Below are 16,175 nucleotides of genomic sequence, written 5' to 3'. Positions count from 1 at the left end.
CGGTTCGTCTTTGCAGGGAGCTCTACAATGGCGCGCATCGCGTTCATCGGCCTGGGCAACATGGGCGGCGGCATGGCCGCCAACCAAGCCAAGGCGGGCCACGACGTTCTGGCTTTCGACCTGTCGGCGACAGCGTTGGAGCGAGCCGTGGCGGCCGGATGCAGCGCTGCGGGGTCGGCTGCAGAGGCGGTGACCGATGCGGAGGTGGTGATCACCATGCTGCCGGCCGGCCCGCACGTGCGCGCCGTCTACAGCGACCAGATCCTGCAGAGCGCGCCCAAGTCGGCCCTGCTGATCGACTGTTCCACCATCGACGTCGAGAGCGCCCGCTCTGTGGCGGGAGAGGCGGCTGCAGCCGGCTTCCGCTTCGCCGACGCGCCGGTGTCAGGCGGGGTGATGGCCGCCGAAGCCGGGACCCTGGCCTTCATGGTCGGCTGCGAGGCCGCCGACTTCCCCGCCGTCGAGACCGCGCTGGCCCCGATGTCACGCGCCACGATCCACGCCGGCGAGCACGGGACGGGGCAGGCGGCCAAGATCTGCAACAACATGCTGCTGGGCGTCTCGATGCTGGGAACCTGCGAGGCCTTCGCTCTGGCCGAGAAGCTGGGCCTGGCCGCCGACCGATTCTTCGAGATCGCCAGCAAGTCGTCCGGCCAGTGCTGGTCGGTGACCTCCTATTGCCCGGTTCCGGGCGTGGGGCCGCAGACTCCGGCCGACCGCGGCTACGAGGGGGGATTCGCCACGGCGATGATGCTGAAGGACCTGAAACTGGCCCAGGACGCCGCCGCCAAGTCCGGCGCGGCCACGCCGATGGGCGCGCAAGCCGAGGCGCTTTATGCGCTGTTCGCCGCCAACGGCTTCGCAGGCAAGGATTTCTCGGCCGTAATCGAGCTGATGCGAGGGCGGTTGGGCGCGCTGTCGTAACCGCCATAGACGCAATCGATGCGTCCAATCGCGCAATTCAATTTGCTAGGTAAATGCCCCTAGATGGACAGTGCAGGCGCTTGGTGCGAAAAGCCGAGCCAGAAATTAAGGGACCGCCGGAGCAATCCGTAGCGGTTTGAGAGAAGACCATGGACTACAAAGCCGCGTTCCGCAGCGCCGTCGACCAGATCCGTGACGAAGGCCGTTATCGCGTCTTCGCAGATCTGAAGCGTCAACGTGGCGCTTTCCCGCGCGCCACCTGGACCCGCCAGGACGGCGGCGAGAGCGAAGTCGTGGTCTGGTGCAGCAACGACTATCTCGGCCAGGGCCAGAACCCTGTCGTGCTGGACGCCATGAAGGCCGCCGTCGACGAGCACGGTTCGGGCTCGGGCGGCACCCGCAACATCTCGGGTACTAACCACGACCACGTCCTGCTGGAGCAGGAACTGGCCGATCTGCACGGCAAGGAAGCCGCGCTGCTGTTCACCTCGGGTTATGTCTCGAACGAAGCCTCGCTGTCGGTCGTGCAGAAGATCCTGCCGGGTCTGATCATCTTCTCGGACGAGCTGAACCACGCCTCGATGATCGCCGGCATCCGCAATGGCGGTGGTCCGCGCAAGATCTTCCGCCACAACGACCTGGCGCACCTCGAGGAACTGCTGGCCGCGGCCCCTGCCGACGCCCCCAAGATGATCGCCTTCGAGAGCGTCTATTCGATGGACGGCGACATCGCCGACATCGCCGGCACCATCGCCCTGGCCAAGAAGTACGGCGCGATGACCTATCTCGACGAGGTCCACGCGGTTGGCATGTACGGCCCGCGCGGCGGCGGCGTCGCCGAGCGCGAAGGCCTGATGGCCGACATCGACATCATCGAAGGCACGCTGGGCAAGGCCTATGGCGTGATGGGCGGCTACATCACCGGCGACGCCGAAGTGGTCGACGCCATCCGCCTGATGGCCGCCGGCTTCATCTTCACCACCTCGCTTCCTCCCGCGCTGGTCGCGGGGGCTTTGGCCAGCGTCCGCTGGCTGAAGCAGCATCCGGAAGTGCGCGAGATCCATCAGGAGCGCGCCGCGACCCTGAAGGCCATGTTCCGCAAGGCCGGCCTGCCGGTCATGGACAGCGAAAGCCACATTGTCCCGGTGCTGGTCGGTGATCCCGTCCACTGCAAGATGATCAGCGACATGCTGCTGGCCGACCACGGCGTCTATGTGCAGCCGATCAACTATCCGACCGTGCCGCGCGGCACCGAGCGCCTGCGCTTCACGCCGACGCCGTATCATACCGACGAGATGATGCGGAAACTGGTCGCATCGATGGAAACCCTGTGGGCCCACTGCAACGTGGCGCGCATGGGCGGCCACGCGGCTTAAGGATCAGAAGCACCTTCAACTTCGATCAAACCGCACATCGTCGAGACGAAAAACGCCGCCGGGATCCGGCGGCGTTCGCGTGCCTGATCGGGCAGGGCCGACTAGCTGCCGCGCCGCACGCCCTTGCCCAGGCCGATCTTCTTGGCGAAGTCCGAGCGGCGGGCCGCATAGGCCGGCGCCACCATCGGATAGTCGGGCGGCAGGCCCCACTTGCGACGGTATTCCTCGGGGCTCATGTCGTAGTGCGAGCGCAGGTAGCGCTTCAGCATCTTCAACTTCTTCCCGTCTTCCAGGCACACGATGTAGTCGTGCTGCACCGAACGGCCGACCGGCACCGCTGGCTTGGCCTTCTCGACCGGACGCGGCGGCTCGCTGCCGTTGCCCAGCGAGGACAGGGCCTCGTGAACCGTGCGGATCAGTTCCGGAATGGCGGTGTGAGAGATGGTGTTCTGGCCGACGTAGGCAGCCACGATCTCGGCGCTGAGACCCAGGATATCGACGCTGGTGTCATTCGCCGTGTCCGTGCCGCCACCTTGAGACGCCATGAGATACCCCATTCCCGTTGCTGCAATTGCTACTCCGCAGGCGATCGACGCCGCCTTGCAGGACGGCAACGCTCAAAGGGACATGTTGTTCCGAGATTGATCGCCGCGCCCATCCCGTTAAAGAGGGCGCCTCTGCCGACTCCCCGAAACGCCTGGAGCGCGTGATGACCCAAGCTAACCTCAACGCTTTCTTCGGTGCGGACCTCGCTGACGCCGATCGCGATATCTTTGATCGCATCGGTCGTGAGCTGGATCGGCAGCAGAACCAGATCGAACTGATCGCCTCGGAAAACATCGTCTCGAAGGCGGTGCTGCAGGCCCAGGGCTCGATCCTGACCAACAAGTACGCCGAGGGTTATCCCGGCAAGCGCTATTACGGCGGCTGCGAGTTCGTCGACGAGATCGAGACGATCGCCATCGAGCGCGCCAAGCAGCTGTTCGGCGCGGCCTTCGCCAACGTCCAACCGCACTCGGGCTCGCAGGCCAACCAGTCGGTGTTCATGTCCCTGCTGCAGCCGGGCGACACCTTCATGGGCATGGACCTGGCCGCCGGCGGTCACCTGACCCACGGCTCGCCCGCCAACCAGTCGGGCAAGTGGTTCAAGCCGGTGTCTTACACCGTGCGCCAGCAGGACCAGCTGATCGACTATGACAACGTCGCCGAGGTGGCCGAGCGCGAGAAGCCCAAGCTGATCATCGCCGGCGGCAGCGCCTACAGCCGCGAGATCGACTTTGCCCGCTTCCGCCAGATCGCCGACAGCGTCGGCGCCTATCTGATGGTCGACATGGCCCACTTCGCGGGCCTGGTGGCCGGCGGCGTGTTCCCCAACCCCGTCCCGCACGCCCACGTCGTCACCACCACCACCCACAAGACCCTGCGCGGTCCGCGCGGCGGCATGGTGCTGACCAACGACGAAGCCATCATCAAGAAGGTCAACTCGGCCGTCTTCCCGGGCCTGCAGGGCGGTCCGCTGGAGCACGTCATCGCCGCCAAGGCCGTGGCCTTCGGCGAAGCGCTGCAGCCGGCGTTCAAGGACTACGCCGCCCAGATCATCGCCAACGCCAAGGCCCTGGCCGAAGCGCTGGGCAAGTCGGGCGTCAACATCGTCTCGGGCGGCACCGACAGCCACCTGATGCTGGTCGACCTGCGCCCCAAGGGCGTGACGGGTCGCGACGCCGAGCACAGCCTCGAGCGCGCCCACATGACCTGCAACAAGAACGGCGTGCCGTTCGACACCGCGCCGTTCACGATCACCTCGGGCATCCGCCTGGGCACGCCGGCCGGTACGACCCGCGGCTTCAAGGAAGCCGAGTTCACCCGCGTGGGCGAGCTGATCGGCGAAGTGATCAACGGCCTGGCCGCCAACGGTCCGGACGGCAACGCCGAGGTCGAAGCCACGGTGCGTAAGGAAGTGCTGGCCTTGACGGCCCGCTTCCCGATCTACAACTAATTGGGTCTAGGCGCCGCGGGAGGGGCCACATCATGCGTTGCCCCTTCTGCGGACACGCCGAAAGTCAGGTCAAGGACAGCCGTCCGTCGGAAGACGGCGCGGCCATCCGTCGTCGCCGGATGTGCCCGGAGTGTGGCGGCCGCTTCACCACCTTCGAGCGGGTTCAGCTGCGCGAACTGATCATCCTGAAGCGGTCTGGGCGGCGTTCGCCATTCGATCGCGACAAGCTGGTCCGCTCGATCGCTTTGGCCACCCAGAAGCGCCCGGTGGAAGCCGAGCGCGTCGAGCGGATGATCAACGGCATCGTCCGACAGCTGGAAAGCATGGGCGAAACTGAACTTCCGTCCTCGTCGGTCGGCGAAATGGTCATGAAGGCGTTGAAATCGCTCGATGACGTGGCCTATGTCCGCTACGCGTCCGTTTATAGGGACTTCAAGGAAACGCGCGACTTCGCCAAGTTCCTGACCGAAGAAGGTCTGAGCGACGGCGTCGAGGACGAGCTATAGTCCGTTAAGCCTTGATGTGTGTTCTGGTCGCGCCGCGAGCGTGGCCGTGGAGATTCGAACCGAGATGGTAGAAGACAACATCCGCCTGTTGATCGTGGAGGGCCGAAGCCATTCGGGCGTCTCCGACGAACTGCTGCGCGGAGCCGCCCAGGCGATCGAAGCCTACGGCGCGGAATACGACGTGGTGACGGTTTCCAGCGCTCTGCAGATCCCGACGGTCGTGGCGATCGCCGAAGAGGCCGGCACGCGCCCGGTTGGCGTGCGCTATGATGGCTATGTGGCGCTCGGCTGCGTGATCCGCGGCGAGACCTATCATTTCGAGCTGGTCGCTCACGAAACCGCCCGCGGTCTGCAGGACCTGGGCATCGGCAAACGCCTGCCGATCGGCTTCGGCGTTCTGGCGGTGGACGACGAGGCGCAAGCCTGGGCGCGCGCCAAGGTCAGCGAAGGCGATCGGGGCGGCGCGGCCGCCAAGGCCTGCCTGGAAACCATCGCCCTCAAGCGTCAATTGCTGGGACAGTCCCGATGAGCGGCAACCGCATTCAACCGCGCTCGGTGGCGCGTCTCGCCGCCGTCCAGGCGCTCTACCAGATGGAAGTCTCGGGCGCGGGCGTCGATTCGGTGATCCGCGAATTCAGCGAGCACCGCTTCGACCGCGACGTCGAGGGCGAGCAACTGGCCGCCGCCGACGAGAGCTTCTTCGCCGAGCTGGCCAAGGGCGTGGTCGCCAACCAGGCCAAGATCGACCAGGGCGTCGTCAAGCGCCTGGCTTCGGGCTGGCGCCTGGAGCGTCTGGACGCCACGGCGCGCGCCGTTCTGCGCGCCGGCGCCTACGAATTGATGTACCGGCCGGACGTCCCGACCGAGGTCGTCATCAACGAATACGTCGAGATCGCGAAATCCTTTTTCGAAGGACCCGAGTCAGGCTTCATCAATGGCGCCCTCGACGCGATCGCCCGTGATGCACGAGACTGACGAAGAAGATTGGTTCGCCGAAGACGACGCCCCGCCCACGGCGGCGGCGCCGGCGACGGAATTCGACCATATCGAACGTCTTCTGCGGCCGCTGACCCGCGGCGATCCGGTCGCGCTGGACCTGCTGGATGACGCGGCAGTGCTGCCCTCGCGTCCCGGCTACGACCTGGTGATCACCAAGGACGCCATGGTCGCGGGCGTGCACTTCCTGGCCGACGAAGCCCTGGACGTCGTCGCCCGCAAGCTGCTGCGCACCAATCTCTCGGATCTCGCGGCCAAGGCCGCCGAGCCTTATGGCTATTTCCTTGCGGTGGGTTGGCCCTCAGGCTCGGATGTCGCTTCGCGCGAGACCTTCGCCCGCGGCCTGGCCGAGGACGGCGCAGCCTTCGACATTTCGCTGCTGGGCGGTGACACGGTCACCACCTCCGGTCCGCTGGTCGTCTCGGCGACCTTGCTGGGCTGGGTTCCGCAAGGCGGGACCATATTGCGCAAGGGCGCCAAACCCGGCGACCGCCTGATGGTCTCCGGCACGATCGGCGACGGCTGGCTGGGCCTGCTGGCCCAGTGGGGCGAGGTGATGGATCCGGATGGCTCGCTGCTGCGCCGCTATCGCCAGCCCGAGCCGCGCATCAGCCTACGCGACGCCATGCGCGTTCACGCCAAGGCGGCCGCCGACGTTTCCGACGGTCTGCTGGCCGACAGCAGTCACATCGCCAAGGCCAGCGGCTGCCGCGTGCGGGTCGACCTGGAGCGCCTGCCGTTGTCGCCCAGCGGCCAGGCCTGGCTGGACCAGCAGCCCGAGCAGGTCGAAGGCCGAATCTCTCTGGCGTCCGGCGGAGACGATTACGAGATCGTCTGCGCCGTCGATCCCAACGAGGCCTGGGCCTTCCGCGTCGCCGCGGCGGCGGCGGGGGTCAAGGTCAGCGAGATCGGCGAGTTCGTGGAAGGCGAGGGGGTCAGCGCCTACTACAAGGGCCGCGACGTTACGCCGTCTCGTCTGGGCTGGCTGCACGGCTGATCGATTAGGCCAATCTCAAGGGCTGTCGGCTATGGGGTGAGCCCATGACCGCTCTTCGCACGCCTTCGCGCCGTTTCCTGCTCACTGCCGCGCTCGCCGCCACGCTCTCTTCCGGGGGCGCATCTGCCTGGGCCAGCGACAAGAAGGAAGCCAAGGAAGGCGAGGGGCAGGCGCTCGACCCGACCTACAAGTTGGGCTCGATGACCATCCCGATCATCGTGAACGGTCGGATCGTCAACTACGTCTTCGTGGCCATGACCTTGAAGCTGGCCTCTGGAACCGACGCCGGCGCCTTCAAGGAGAAGGAGCCGGAGCTGCGCGACGCCATCGTCAAGGCCGCCTACAAGACCCCGTTCGTACGCCCTGACACCTGGAAGGAAGTCGACGGTCCGAAGCTGACCGGCTTCGTGAAGACCCAGTGCGGCGTGCTGTTCGGCAAGGGCAAGGTTTCCTCGGTCGAGATCGTCAAGCAGATCCCCCGCCAGCAGTTGATGCCGCCCAAGCCCCGGACGACGGCGTCGTCGCGCCCGGCCGAGATGAACCCCTGATTCCGAGCCCGCGGCGTCCTTGACGCTGCGGAATCGCTTGCCGTGACGCGGGTTGCGCGCCTCTCGGTCCTCTGACAGTCTCTTTCGCATGACGCCGTTCGAGCGTCTGTTCAGGGAGCATCGAGGGGGCACGAGGCCAAAGGCCCGCCAGTCGACCTCTACGGCGTCGAGAGCCTGCGTTTTGCGCTGGCTCAAGGTCGCCGCCGAAGGATCGGCGTCCCCTCGTGACAAGGAAGCGCGAAGGGGCGATCAATCTTATGAGTCTTTGGCTTTATCTGGCCATCGGGGCCGGGCTGCTGGCAGTGCTGTACGGCGCTGTGCAGACGGCTAGTCTGATGCGGGCTTCGGCCGGCAATGCGCGGATGCAGGAGATCGCCGCGGCGATCCAGGAAGGGGCCCAGGCCTATCTGCGTCGGCAATACCTCACCATTTCCATCGTCGGCGTGGTCATCCTCGTCGTGGTCTATCTGCTGATCGGACAATGGGCCGCCGGCGGTTTCCTGGTCGGCGCGGTGCTTTCGGGCGCGGCCGGTTTCGCAGGCATGCTGATCTCGGTCCGCGCCAATGTCCGCACGGCCCAGGCCGCGTCAGAGGGGCTGGCCAAGGGCCTGTCGCTGGCCTTCACCTCCGGCGCCGTCACCGGCATGCTGGTGGCTGGCTTCGCCCTGCTGGGCGTAGCGGGCTACTACTGGGTGCTGACCGAGGTGCTGGGCATGGAGCCGACCAGCCGCGGCGTCGTCGACGCCTTGGTGGCTCTGGGCTTCGGCGCCAGCTTGATCTCGATCTTCGCCCGCCTGGGCGGTGGCATCTTCACCAAGGGCGCCGACGTGGGCGGCGACCTGGTGGGCAAGGTGGAAGCCGGCATCCCGGAAGATGACCCGCGCAATGCTGCGACCATCGCCGACAACGTGGGTGACAATGTCGGCGACTGCGCCGGCATGGCCGCCGACCTGTTCGAGACCTATGCAGTGACCACGGTCGCCACCATGGTCCTGGCGGCGATCTTCTTCCGTGGCACCGAGGCCGTCAGCGCGATGATGCTGCTGCCGCTGGCCATCTGCGCGGTCTGCATCGTCACCTCGATCATCGGCGCGTTCTTCGTTCGCCTGGGCAAGAGCAACAACATCATGGGGGCCCTCTACAAGGGCCTGATCGTGACTGGCGTGCTGTCGATCCCGGCCGTCTGGTATGTGATCCACGAACTGGTGCCGACCGCCATCGAGATCGGCTCGCGCACCTACACCGCCGACAACCTGTTCTATTGTGGCCTGGCCGGTCTGGTGGTCACCGCGGCGATCGTGATGATCACCGAGTACTACACCGGCACCAACTTCCGCCCGGTGAAATCGGTGGCCCAGGCGTCCGTCTCGGGTCACGGCACCAATGTGATCCAGGGGCTGGCCATGTCGCTGGAAGCCACGGCCCTGCCGGCCCTGACCATCATCGTCGGCATCGTGGTGACCTATAATCTGGCGGGCCTCTTCGGCATCGCCATCGCCACCACGACCATGCTGTCTCTGGCCGGCTTCATCGTCGCCCTGGACGCCTTCGGTCCGGTCACCGACAACGCTGGCGGCATCGCCGAGATGGCGGGCCTGCCGCCGGAAGTCCGCGTCACCACCGACGCCCTGGACGCCGTGGGCAACACCACCAAGGCCGTCACCAAGGGCTACGCCATCGGCTCGGCGGGCCTGGGCGCGCTGGTCCTGTTCGCCGCCTATACCGAAGACCTGAAGTTCTTCTCGGCCAATGCGGCCCCGGGCAGCTTCTTCGACGGCATGGGCCCGGTGACCTTCGACCTGTCCAATCCGTATGTCGTGGTCGGTCTGCTGTTCGGCGGCCTGCTGCCGTTCCTGTTCAGCGGCATGTCGATGACCGCCGTAGGCCGCGCAGCCGAGTCGGTGGTCGCCGAGGTGCGTCGTCAGTTCCGCGAGAACCCGGGCATCATGACTGGCGAGGTCAAGCCCGAGTACGGCAAGGCCGTGGACATCCTGACCAAGGCCGCCATCCGCGAGATGATCGTGCCCAGCCTGCTGCCGGTCGTCTCCCCGATCGTGCTGTTCTTCGTGATCAACGCCATCGCCGGCAAGGTCGATGCGTTCGCCGCGCTGGGCGCCATGCTGATGGGCGTGATCGTCACCGGCCTGTTCGTCGCCATCTCGATGACCAGTGGCGGCGGCGCCTGGGACAACGCCAAGAAGGTGATCGAGGAAGGCTTCACCGACAAGAACGGCGTCCTGCACACCAAGGGCGGCGACACCCATAAGGCGGCCGTCACCGGCGACACCGTCGGCGACCCCTACAAGGACACTTCGGGTCCGGCCGTGAACCCGATGATCAAGATCACCAACATCGTGGCCCTGCTGCTGCTGGCGGTCCTGGCCCACGGCGGTTAGGTCTTCGCAGCAGGCCTGAAACTGGAACGCCCCGGAGGAGACTCCGGGGCGTTCTTTCTGCGGTCATCCTGTTTTCGGGGGATGGCGCGAAACTAGTAGACGTCTTCCATGGCCATCTCGGCCAGCGCGTCCTGGACTTCAGTCTCCGCGGCCCGACGGTCTGTCCCCTGGAAGTCATGGTCGATCCGCCGGCGGCGGCACGGGCCGAAATAGCCGTTCACGCGCACGAAGGGGCGGGGGTTGTTGATGATCTCGTTGATACGGTGCATGACCCCGCGCGCCGTCAGCGGCTTGGCCAGGAACTCGGTGACCCCGGCCATCCGGGCGTCGGTCAGGGTGCGCTGGGTGGCGTGCCCCGTCATCATGATGATCGGCGCGTAGGGATTGGGGCTGGCGCTGGATGTGCGCACCCAGCGCACGAACGCCAGGCCATCGACCGGATGCATGACCAGATCTGTGAAGATGATGTCGATCTCCTGCGACTGAAATATCTTCAGCGCCTGCAGGCCGTCGTCGGCCTCGAAGATCCTGCGCGCGCCGCCTGCCTTGAGGATCGCGGCGATGACCTTGCGCATGTTGGCGTTGTCGTCCACCAGCAGGAACGACACGGCACGTAGATTCATCGCCTCCACAGTGCGCCTCCACCGCCGCCGTGAATTCGTCATGCAATTGCTTGGACGATCACAGCTCTAAGGTGACCCGATTTGGGTTTATGAAATGTTTAAAGTGCGGCAATCTGTCGCCCTAAATGCGGTCAATCTCGCATTCACAGTAAACGGAAGCGCTATACTTGCGACCGTCGATGGGTGGGCTCCTTGCCCCACAACTCGAGCGCGCGAAAAAGCCGCCCATCTTGCGATGAGCGGCTTCCGAAGTGTCGGATTGTCGACGAATTTGGTTCTAGCGGCCGCCCGGACGCTGGCCTGGAGCCTCGTCGTCGCGCGGGAGCATGCCGCCGCGGCCGACGTTGCCCAGCAGTTGTTCCAGGATGGTCATCTCGCGACCGCGGGTCGGCGTCTCGCGGCCGTTGTAGGCGATCACCTTGCCGTCCTTGAGGGTGTAGGTGTTCACCGACGCGACCTTTTCGTCGGCCGGGTTGAACTTGATGGCCACGACGTCGCGCTTGATCACGCGCGGCATGTAGAAGGCCACGCGGTCGGTAGTTTGCGAGATGTAGTACCAGGTGTTGTTGTCGAAGGTCGAAACCGTCGACGGCGAACCCAGCTTCTCCATGAGGGTGGACTTGCTGTCTTCACCGACCTTCATGTCGGCGGGCTTGGCCTCGATGGCCTGGAAGCCGGAATAGCTCGTCAGCGGCGTACAGGCCGAGGTAGCGAACGCCAGGGCCAGAACAGCGGCGGCGAGGACGGCGGGGCGAGACATCTAGGCTCCGAACCGGAAAATGCAGACTTTGACCTATCGCCCGCGCGGGCTTAGTTCAATGCCCGCGTGAGAACAGGCCCCGCGTCTAGCGGGATGTCGCGGCGAAATCGAGGCGTTTGATGTTTCTGGACAGATGGCTGAAGCCCAGGCCCGCAAAGGCGGCGGGGGCAAAGCTGTATGCGTCTGCGGTGGCGCAGGCCCGTTCCGCGGCTTTTTATCGCGACATGGGCGTCCGCGACTCGATGGAAGGCCGCTTCGAGCTGTTCAGCCTGCACGTCATCCTTTTGATCGAACGGTTGAAGGGGCAGGGCGAAGCCGCCGCCGAGACCTCGCAGGCGGTGTTCGATTCGTATGTGAAGGGCCTGGACGACGCTTTCCGCGAGATCGGCGTGTCCGACACCGCCGTCGGCAAGAAGATGAAGAAGCTGGCCGGCGCCTTCTATGGCCGCCTCAAGGCCTATGACGATGCCGTCGCCAGCTTGCCGGATGCAGCGGCGACGAGCGAATTCCTGGCCCGCAACGCGTTCGAGGAGCGCGGCGAGGGCGACGTGGCGGCCTTGACCGCCTATGTGATCAAGACGCGCGCGGCGCTGGCGGAACAGCCGCTGGACGCCGTGCTGCAAGGAGACGTGACGTGGCCGAACCCGTGACCGCCGCTTGGCCGTGTGAAATTCCGCTGGCCCAGGTCGACCGCGGCGCGGTGAAGCTGCGCCTGGAGCCGTCGGAGGAGCAACGCAAGGCCATCGCCAAGCAGTTGGATCTCGTCAGCCTGGAAGCTCTGAGCGCCGAAGTCTTCCTGTCTTCGTGGCTGGACGGGGCCGAGGTGTCGGGCGTTCTTCGCGCCCGCGTGGTGCAGACCTGCAGCGCGACCGCTGACGACTTCGAGACGCCCATCGACGCACGCTTCGCGCTGAAGGTGCTGCCGGCCAACAGCCAGAACGCGCCGCAGCAGGAAGAGTCCGGTGATTTGGCGGCCGACGCCGAAGGCGATGATCCGCCGGACGTACTGGAGGGCCAGACGATCGACGTCTCGGGCTATGTCATCGAGCATCTGGCGCTGGAACTGGACCCGTTCCCGCGCAAGCCGGGTGCGGTGTTCGTGCAGCCGCCGGAGCCGGTGGAAATCTCCCCGTTTGCGGCTTTGAAGGGTTTGAAAGCGAAGGGCGAAGACAGCTAAGCGGCTAAACTTCCACCGCTTGCGTGATATTCACGCGGATGTATCGTCCGCCGCCTTGAGGGCGGCGAGTCCGCCTGCCGGAGCTCTAAGCGCCACGTGCCCCAATCCGTAGTCATCTCGGTCGACGCCATGGGCGGCGACCATGGCCCCTCCATCGTCGTGCCTGGCGTCGCCAAGGCCGCCGAAGCTCTGCCTGGCGTGCGGTTCCTGCTGCACGGGGATGGCGCCAAGCTGGAGGCCGAGCTGGCTCGCTGCCCCGCCGCCAAGGCCGTCAGCGAAGTCCGGCACTCCGACAAGGCCATCGCCATGGACGAAAAGCCTGCCCAGGCCATGCGCCGGGGCAAGGGCTCGTCGATGTGGAACGCCGTCGAGGCGCTGAAGACCGGCGAGGCTCAGGCCTGCGTCTCGGCCGGCAACACCGGCGCGCTGATGGCCATTTCCAAGCTGATCCTGCGCATGGGCGCGGACCTGGAGCGTCCGGCCATCGTCGCCAACTGGCCGACCCTGAAGGGCGTCACCGCCGTGCTGGACGTCGGCGCCAATGTTGAGAGCGACGCCGAGCAGTTGGTCGAATTCGCGATCATGGGTGCGGCCTTCCACCACGCGGTGCACGGCTCCAAGCGTCCGACCGTGGGCCTGCTGAACGTCGGCTCGGAAGACCAGAAGGGCCACGAGGAAGTGCGTGAAGCGCACGCCATCCTGCGCGAGACCAAGCTGGACTTCGACTATCACGGCTTCGTCGAGGGCACCGACATCGCCTACGGCACCGTAGACGTGGTGGTCACCGACGGCTTCACCGGCAATGTCGCCCTGAAGACCGCCGAGGGCCTGGCCAGGTTCTTCTCGCACGAGATCAAGACGACCCTGACCTCGGGGCCTCTGGCCATGCTGGGCGCGGTGATCGCCTCGGGCGCGCTGAAGAAGATGCGCGCGCGCCTGGATCCGGGCCGGGTCAATGGTGGCCCGCTGCTGGGCCTGAACGGCATCGTGGTCAAGAGCCACGGCGGCGCGGACGCCAACGGCTTCGCCTCGGCCATCCGGGTGGCCACCAACCTCGCGCGCAGTGATTTCCGCGCCGAGATCGACAGGAATCTGAAGCGCCTGACCGCCGTCGCGGCCAAGGACGCAGCCCCCGAGGAGGGGCAGGGAGCGGCCGAGTGAGCGTGATCCGCAGCGTAGTGACCGGCGTCGGCGCGTATCTGCCGCCCAAGGTCGTGACCAATGACGATCTGGCCAAGTTCGTCGACACCAGCGACGAATGGATCGTCGAGCGCACGGGCATCCGCCAGCGCCACCAGGCCGCCGACGACCAGCCGGTCTCGGACCTCGCCGTCGAGGCCGCCAAGGACGCCCTGGCCGCGGCCGGCAAGACCGCCGCCGACGTCGACCTGATCATCGTGGCCACCACGACCGCCGACCTGACCTTCCCGGCGGTGGCGACCATGGTTCAGCGCAAGCTGGGCGCTCCGGTCGGCATCGCCTTCGACGTCCAGGCCGTCTGCTCGGGCTTCGTCTACGCCATGAGCGTGGCCGACGGCTTCGTGGCACGCGGCCACGCCAAGTGCGCGCTGGTCATCGGGGCCGAGACCATGACCCGCCTGATGGACTGGAGCGACCGCGGCACCTGCGTGCTGTTCGGCGACGGCGCCGGCGCGGTCGTGCTGGAGCCGGGCGAAGGGCAGGGGACCACCGAAGACCAAGGCCTGCTGGGCTTCGCCCTGCGCGCCGACGGGACCAAGCAGGACCTGCTCTATGTCGATGGCGGCCCGTCGACCACCGGCACGGTCGGCAAGCTGCGGATGCTGGGCAACCAGGTCTTCAAGCACGCCGTGATCAATATCTCCGAAGCCATCCACGCCGCCGCCGACAAGGCCGGCGTGGCGGTGGCCGAGGTCGACTGGTTCATCCCGCACCAGGCCAACCAGCGCATCCTGGCCGGCGTCGCCAATCGCTGCGGTATCGACGAGGACAAGGTGATCTCGACGGTCGCCATCCACGCCAACACCTCGGCTGCCTCGATCCCGCTGGCCTTCGCGCACGGGGTCAAGGACGGTCGAATCAAGAAGGGCGACCTGCTGCTTCTGGAAGCCATGGGCGGCGGTCTGACCTGGGGCGCCTGCGTGGTGCGTCTTTAGGTGCAGTAATTGCCCGGCCTTCGCGCTGGGCATGAACTGATGACCTTGAGTCTTTGACTTCATGCGATATTCGCGGCATGTGGTCTTCGATGAACGAGGGTGCGGCCAGTTGAGGGCGGTCGCAACACGCCCGCGTTCACCGCGAGTACTCCATCAGAGGTGGTCGATGAGGCCGCCAAGATACGCGTGAGGGGTTGCATGAAGGGCGCTACTTTGACCCGGGCCGACCTGTGCGAGGCGGTTCACGAGGAGGTCGGCCTGACTCGTCAGGACTGCGCAGGCCTTGTCGAGCGCACCCTCGACCTCGTCGCCGAGGCTCTGGAAGAGGGCGAGACGGTCAAGCTTTCCGGCTTTGGCGTCTTCCAGGTCCGCGCCAAGCGGGCCCGCATGGGCCGTAATCCCAAGACCGGCGAGCCAGCCGAGATCGAGCCCCGTCGGGTGATCGGTTTCCGCGCCTCGCAGGTCATGAAGGCGCGAATCGACCGCGCCCTCGGCGACTAAGGGAATCGATGCGGTGGCGAAGGGGCCGAACGCCTTCCGCACGATTTCAGAGGCCGCCGACGAGCTGGGCGTGCCGCAGCACGTGCTGCGCTTCTGGGAAACCAAGTTCTCCTTCATCCGCCCGATGAAACGAGCCGGCGGGCGACGCTTCTATCGTCCGCAGGACGTCGCCGTGCTGAACGGCGTCCGCACCCTGCTGCACAGCGAAGGCCTGACCATCAAGGGCGTGCAGAAGCTGCACCGCGATCAGGGCCTGGCCCAGGTGATCGCCGCGGGGCTGGGCTCGAACGGTTCGGCCAGCCTGGATCTCGACATCGACTACGAAGCGCCCGCCGCGCGCGTGCAGCGTCTGGACGGCGAAGCGCGCGATCGCCTGGCCTTTGCGCTGGACGATCTGACGGCCATCAAGTCCCGTTTGGACGGCCTTCTGACGCGCGGCTAAATTCGTCCGAAATCGCTGTTGCCCTCCCAGGGAGCGGCGCCTATAAGAGCGCCTCTTCCGTGTCGGAGCGTGGCGCAGCCTGGTAGCGCACTTGACTGGGGGTCAAGGGGTCGCAGGTTCGAATCCTGTCGCTCCGACCATTTCCTGCGGGAAATAGCGGAAGACGAAAGGCCGCCCTTCGGGGCGGCCTTTTTCATTTCCGGTTCTAGCGCTGGCCGACGTCGAGCGGCTTGTCGGCCTTGCCCATCCAGGTGATCAGCGGGATCACCGGCGCGACCCAGCCCATGCCCAGCGCCACGAAGTAGACGAGGTGGATGAAGCGGTTCTGCGGCAGGTGGTCGTAGAGGCTGGTGAAGGCCCAGATCCAGCCGAACAGAATCACCATCACGCCGATCGAGCCGATCAGCTTGCGAAGGCGGGCCGGGATGAGGGGAGCGCTCACGCGGTTCTCCGGAAGAGGCCGAGCACGGCCAGGAACAGAATCGCGCCGACGCTGGACACCACGAGCTCGCCGAGGAAGCCCGGCAGGTTCAGGTCGATGCGCGAGGCGATGAACGCTCCGATGAACGAGCCGATGACGCCGATCAAGAGCTTGATGAACAGTGAGTGCCGGCGACCCAGCACCAGGTCGGCGATCCAGCCGGCCAGGATGCCGATGACCGCCGCCGCGAAAACCCCCATGCCGCTCATCGTTCTCTCCCCCGAGGCAGGCGTTCTAGCCCGAAGCAGAAGCGCCGTCATGCTGAGCCATAGAAACATTGATGCGCGCAAGCGGCGGGCGTAGGGAGGGGGCGCCGC

20 protein-coding genes and 1 tRNA gene are annotated in these 16,175 nt (G+C 66.1%); 16 read left to right on the top strand and 5 right to left on the bottom strand.

Annotation, left to right across the window (positions count from 1 at the left end; all coding sequences use genetic code 11):
• Nucleotides 1–27 precede the first annotated feature (27 nt).
• Entirely contained in the window at nt 28–924 is an 897-nt protein-coding gene (gene mmsB / locus E1H18_RS06280) for a 3-hydroxyisobutyrate dehydrogenase (RefSeq protein WP_172264870.1), read from the top strand.
• Nucleotides 925–1,073: 149 nt separating this feature from the next.
• Entirely contained in the window at nt 1,074–2,300 is a 1,227-nt protein-coding gene (hemA, locus tag E1H18_RS06275; protein ID WP_172264866.1) for a 5-aminolevulinate synthase, read from the top strand.
• A 101-nt stretch (nt 2,301–2,401) separates the two neighbouring features.
• On the opposite strand, the gene E1H18_RS06270 is transcribed toward hemA, so the two are convergent.
• Nucleotides 2,402–2,845: a MucR family transcriptional regulator gene (locus E1H18_RS06270; RefSeq protein ID WP_172264863.1), complete on the bottom strand. Its 444-nt coding sequence runs from the start codon at nt 2,843–2,845 to the stop codon at nt 2,402–2,404.
• A 164-nt stretch (nt 2,846–3,009) separates the two neighbouring features.
• On the opposite strand from E1H18_RS06270, the gene glyA reads away from it, so the two are divergent.
• The 7 genes from glyA (at nt 3,010) to E1H18_RS06235 (ending at nt 9,739) form a co-directional block, all read left to right on the top strand.
• On the top strand, nt 3,010–4,296 hold the full coding sequence (gene glyA, locus E1H18_RS06265; RefSeq protein ID WP_172264860.1) for a serine hydroxymethyltransferase: 1,287 nt from the start codon (nt 3,010–3,012) through the stop codon (nt 4,294–4,296).
• A 32-nt stretch (nt 4,297–4,328) separates the two neighbouring features.
• Nucleotides 4,329–4,802 (top strand): transcriptional regulator NrdR, encoded by a 474-nt coding sequence (gene nrdR / locus E1H18_RS06260; protein ID WP_172264857.1) that lies wholly within the window; start codon nt 4,329–4,331, stop codon nt 4,800–4,802.
• A 64-nt stretch (nt 4,803–4,866) separates the two neighbouring features.
• A complete protein-coding gene (gene ribH / locus E1H18_RS06255) occupies nt 4,867–5,331 on the top strand; it encodes a 6,7-dimethyl-8-ribityllumazine synthase (protein ID WP_172264854.1) in 465 nt (154 codons plus the stop codon).
• Nucleotides 5,328–5,777 carry a transcription antitermination factor NusB gene (gene nusB / locus E1H18_RS06250; protein WP_172264851.1) on the top strand — a complete coding sequence of 150 codons (450 nt, stop codon included), beginning with the start codon at nt 5,328–5,330 and terminating at the stop codon, nt 5,775–5,777. The genes ribH and nusB overlap by 4 nt, the downstream gene beginning before the upstream one ends.
• Entirely contained in the window at nt 5,737–6,795 is a 1,059-nt protein-coding gene (thiL, locus tag E1H18_RS06245; RefSeq protein ID WP_172264848.1) for a thiamine-phosphate kinase, read from the top strand. The genes nusB and thiL overlap by 41 nt, the downstream gene beginning before the upstream one ends.
• A gap of 44 nt (nt 6,796–6,839) precedes the next feature.
• A complete protein-coding gene (locus E1H18_RS06240) occupies nt 6,840–7,343 on the top strand; it encodes a hypothetical protein (RefSeq protein ID WP_172264845.1) in 504 nt (167 codons plus the stop codon).
• Between the two features lie 257 nt (nt 7,344–7,600).
• On the top strand, nt 7,601–9,739 hold the full coding sequence (locus E1H18_RS06235; protein WP_172264842.1) for a sodium-translocating pyrophosphatase: 2,139 nt from the start codon (nt 7,601–7,603) through the stop codon (nt 9,737–9,739).
• Nucleotides 9,740–9,831: 92 nt separating this feature from the next.
• Here the strand turns inward: E1H18_RS06235 and E1H18_RS06230 are convergent, their stop codons facing one another.
• Both E1H18_RS06230 and E1H18_RS06225 read right to left on the bottom strand, forming a co-directional pair.
• Nucleotides 9,832–10,371: a response regulator gene (locus tag E1H18_RS06230; RefSeq protein ID WP_172264839.1), complete on the bottom strand. Its 540-nt coding sequence runs from the start codon at nt 10,369–10,371 to the stop codon at nt 9,832–9,834.
• A 268-nt stretch (nt 10,372–10,639) separates the two neighbouring features.
• Nucleotides 10,640–11,122, bottom strand: a complete 483-nt coding sequence (locus E1H18_RS06225) for an outer membrane protein assembly factor BamE (protein ID WP_172264836.1) — start codon at nt 11,120–11,122, stop codon at nt 10,640–10,642.
• A 119-nt stretch (nt 11,123–11,241) separates the two neighbouring features.
• On the opposite strand from E1H18_RS06225, the gene E1H18_RS06220 reads away from it, so the two are divergent.
• From E1H18_RS06220 to E1H18_RS06190, 7 genes are all read left to right on the top strand, one after another.
• The gene (locus E1H18_RS06220) at nt 11,242–11,772 is read left to right on the top strand and encodes a ubiquinol-cytochrome C chaperone family protein (protein ID WP_172264833.1); all 531 of its coding nucleotides are present in this window, start codon (nt 11,242–11,244) and stop codon (nt 11,770–11,772) included.
• Nucleotides 11,757–12,299, top strand: a complete 543-nt coding sequence (locus E1H18_RS06215) for a YceD family protein (RefSeq protein ID WP_172264830.1) — start codon at nt 11,757–11,759, stop codon at nt 12,297–12,299. The genes E1H18_RS06220 and E1H18_RS06215 overlap by 16 nt, the downstream gene beginning before the upstream one ends.
• Nucleotides 12,300–12,395: 96 nt before the next feature.
• A complete protein-coding gene (gene plsX, locus E1H18_RS06210; RefSeq protein ID WP_172264827.1) occupies nt 12,396–13,460 on the top strand; it encodes a phosphate acyltransferase PlsX in 1,065 nt (354 codons plus the stop codon).
• A complete protein-coding gene (locus E1H18_RS06205) occupies nt 13,457–14,434 on the top strand; it encodes a beta-ketoacyl-ACP synthase 3 (RefSeq protein ID WP_172264824.1) in 978 nt (325 codons plus the stop codon). Before plsX ends, E1H18_RS06205 begins: the two co-directional genes overlap by 4 nt.
• A 180-nt stretch (nt 14,435–14,614) precedes the next feature.
• Entirely contained in the window at nt 14,615–14,935 is a 321-nt protein-coding gene (locus tag E1H18_RS06200; RefSeq protein WP_370526453.1) for an integration host factor subunit alpha, read from the top strand.
• 13 nt (nt 14,936–14,948) lie between these two features.
• Nucleotides 14,949–15,377 carry a MerR family transcriptional regulator gene (locus E1H18_RS06195; protein ID WP_172264821.1) on the top strand — a complete coding sequence of 143 codons (429 nt, stop codon included), beginning with the start codon at nt 14,949–14,951 and terminating at the stop codon, nt 15,375–15,377.
• A 63-nt stretch (nt 15,378–15,440) separates the two neighbouring features.
• Nucleotides 15,441–15,517, top strand: a tRNA-Pro gene (locus E1H18_RS06190).
• 65 nt (nt 15,518–15,582) lie between these two features.
• Here E1H18_RS06190 and E1H18_RS06185 read toward each other — a convergent pair.
• Both E1H18_RS06185 and E1H18_RS06180 read right to left on the bottom strand, forming a co-directional pair.
• On the bottom strand, nt 15,583–15,819 hold the full coding sequence (locus E1H18_RS06185) for a DUF2842 domain-containing protein (protein ID WP_172264818.1): 237 nt from the start codon (nt 15,817–15,819) through the stop codon (nt 15,583–15,585).
• Nucleotides 15,816–16,067: a GlsB/YeaQ/YmgE family stress response membrane protein gene (locus tag E1H18_RS06180; protein WP_172264815.1), complete on the bottom strand. Its 252-nt coding sequence runs from the start codon at nt 16,065–16,067 to the stop codon at nt 15,816–15,818. Before E1H18_RS06180 ends, E1H18_RS06185 begins: the two co-directional genes overlap by 4 nt.
• Between the last annotated feature and the right edge of the window lie 108 nt (nt 16,068–16,175).

The organism is Caulobacter sp. RHG1 (assembly GCF_013181195.1).
GTDB lineage: Bacteria > Pseudomonadota > Alphaproteobacteria > Caulobacterales > Caulobacteraceae > Caulobacter.
This window is presented reverse-complemented; position numbering and strand designations above follow the sequence as displayed.